The organism is Pseudomonas sp. EGD-AK9 (assembly GCF_000465935.2).
GTDB lineage: Bacteria > Pseudomonadota > Gammaproteobacteria > Pseudomonadales > Pseudomonadaceae > Aquipseudomonas.
Window position 1 is genome coordinate 1 of record NZ_AVOF01000441.1, and the last position, 2,270, is coordinate 2,270.

4 protein-coding genes are annotated in these 2,270 nt (G+C 68.6%); 2 read left to right on the forward strand and 2 right to left on the reverse strand.

Features of this window, described 5'->3' with window-relative positions; translation table 11 throughout:
• Both N878_RS18210 and N878_RS18215 read left to right on the forward strand, forming a co-directional pair.
• On the forward strand, positions 1-731 hold a 731-nt coding region (locus N878_RS18210), incomplete at its 5' end, for an ABC transporter substrate-binding protein (RefSeq protein WP_021445014.1).
• A 48-nt stretch (positions 732-779) separates the two neighbouring features.
• Positions 780-1,250: a DUF1456 family protein gene (locus N878_RS18215; protein WP_021445015.1), complete on the forward strand. Its 471-nt coding sequence runs from the start codon at positions 780-782 to the stop codon at positions 1,248-1,250.
• A gap of 229 nt (positions 1,251-1,479) precedes the next feature.
• On the opposite strand, the gene N878_RS18220 is transcribed toward N878_RS18215, so the two are convergent.
• Entirely contained in the window at positions 1,480-1,887 is a 408-nt protein-coding gene (locus N878_RS18220) for a SufE family protein (RefSeq protein ID WP_021445016.1), read from the reverse strand.
• A gap of 106 nt (positions 1,888-1,993) precedes the next feature.
• Positions 1,994-2,270, reverse strand: a 277-nt coding sequence (locus tag N878_RS18225; RefSeq protein WP_031303446.1) for an aminotransferase class V-fold PLP-dependent enzyme, incomplete at its 5' end; no start/stop codon positions are given.

Below are 2,270 nucleotides of genomic sequence, written 5' to 3' on the forward strand. Positions count from 1 at the left end.
AGCTGCGCATCGGCACCGGCGACTGGGCGCCCTACGTCGACCAGCGCCGCGCCGATGGCGGCGCCATGGCGCGGCTGATCAGCGCGCTGTTCGCCGAGGCGGGCTACGCGGTCGAATACGTCTTCTACCCCTGGGATCGCAACGTGCTGATGCTGCAGCAGGGTCAGCTGGACGCCATCATGCCCTACAGCTGCAGCCCCAGTCGCCTCAACTACGGGGTGTGCAGCGACCCGGTGGTGCGCGGCGAGGTGGTGCTGTTCCATCGCCGCGAGCTGGCGTTCGACTGGCGTCGCATCGAGGACCTCAGGCGCTACCGCATCGGTACCACCCTCGGTTACTCCTACGGCTCGCGCTTCGACCAGGCGCAGCAGGACGGCCTGCTGCAGGTGCAGCAGAGCGGCAAGGAGGAGACCAGCTTCCGCCTGCTGGAACTCGGTCGCATCGACCTGCATCCGCAGGACCGCGCGGTCGGCTACGCCATGCTGCGTCGCCTGTTCCCCGGCGCCGAGGGGCGCGCCATCACCCATCACCCGCGCCACCTGAACACCGAACCGCTGCGCCTGCTGTTTCGCAAGGACGATGCCGAGGGCGAGCGGCTGCTGCGCCTGTTCAACGCAGGCCTGCGCCATTTCTCCGAGCGCGGCGACCTGGCGCGCCTGCAGCAGGCGCTGAATTCCGGCGACGCCGATGCCTGGCTGCCGACCAGCCGGGCGCAGGCGCTGCGCGACTGACGGCGGATGCGCCTATAATCGCCGCCCGCTTCCGTTGAGACCGCCGCAATGACCAATAACGACGTACTGCGCAGCCTGCGCTACCTGCTGGCCATCGGCGACGCCAAGCTGGTGGAGATCTGCCAGCTGGCGGACTACCCGGTGACCCTGGAGCAGATCTCCGCCTGCCTGCTCAAGGACGACGAGGCCGGTTACCAGCCCTGCAACGACGCCTTGCTGGCCCATGTGCTGGAAGGCCTGGTGTTCTACAAGCGCGGCAAGGACGAGAGTCGTGCGCCGCTGCCGGTGGCGACGCGCTTGAGCAACAACATCGTGCTGAAGAAGCTGCGCGTGGCCTTCGAGCTCAAGGACGACGACATGCAGGCCATCCTCCAGGCCGCCGACCTGCCGATGACCAAGGCCGAACTCGGCGCCCTGTTCCGCAAGCCCGGGCACAAGCACTACCGCGAGTGCGGCGACCAGGTGCTGCGCAATTTCCTGCGTGGCTTGACGTTGCGCGAGCGCGGCAGCCGCGACTAGCGGCGTGACGATATCGGGGGTAGTAGGGTCTTCCCTGGCAACGCGCGTTTCGTAGGGTGGGTTAGCCGCCTGTTACGTCTGTCGATCGACTCCCATTGCCTGGTGCGGCGTAACCCACCATCGGTGCAACGCCATCCATCGCCTGGTGGGTTACGCGGCGCGCGACGATGGTGGGGGCTGAACGTGCGGCGGTTGGCGCCGCTAACCCACCCTACGGTGATCTGGCGTTTCAGGATCTTGCCAGTTCGCGCATGCGTTGCAGCACCGCATTGAGCCCATTGCTGCGCGAGGGCGAGAGCTGGCGGGCCAGGCCGAGCTGGTCGAACCAGGCGGCCAGGTCGAGCGCCGCCAGTTCCTCGCCCTTCAGGCCGTCGACCCGGGCCAGCAGCACGGCCAGCAGGCCGCGCAGTAGGCGGGCGTCGCTGCCGGCGCGAAAGTGCCAGGCGCCCTCGTGTGTTTCCGCCACCAGCCAGACCAGGCTTTCGCAGCCGTGCACGCGATTGGCCTCGCAGCGTTCGGCCTCGCTCAACGGCTGCAGGCGCTCGCCCCACTGCATCAGCAGGCGCGCGCGTTGCTCCCAGCCGGGGCAGGCGGCGAAGGCCTCCAGGGCGTGCTGGGCTGCAGTCGGCAAGTTCATGGATGTAAGGATCCCCTAGGAGCGGCTGTAGCCGCGAATTTCGCTAGCGCCGCGGTTTTGCGCCTGACATCGGCCGCGGTTCGACCGCTGCAACCTAGGGGCTGGGTCATCGCAGCAGCTCCAGGGCCCGGTCCAGGGCATCGAAGAAACGATCCAGGTCGGCGCCGTCGTTGTACAGGCCGAGCGAGACGCGGATCGCACCGGACAGCCCCAGGCCTTTCATCAGCGGCATGGCGCAGTGGTGCCCGGCGCGCACGGCGATGCCCTGTTCGGTCAGCAGGTGGGCCAGGTCGGCGTTGTGCACGCCGTCGACGCAGAAGCTGGCCAGCGCCAGTTGCGGCGCGCCGAGCAGGCGCACGCCGTCGCGCAGTCCGAGGCCGGCC

Bases quoted from the DNA above. Each gene is read 5' to 3' on its own strand.
- N878_RS18215 (WP_021445015.1), top strand. From the start codon at position 780: ATGACCAATAACGACGTACTGCGCAGCCTGCGCTACCTGCTGGCCATC.
- N878_RS18220 (WP_021445016.1), bottom strand. From the start codon at position 1,887: ATGAACTTGCCGACTGCAGCCCAGCACGCCCTGGAGGCCTTCGCCGCC.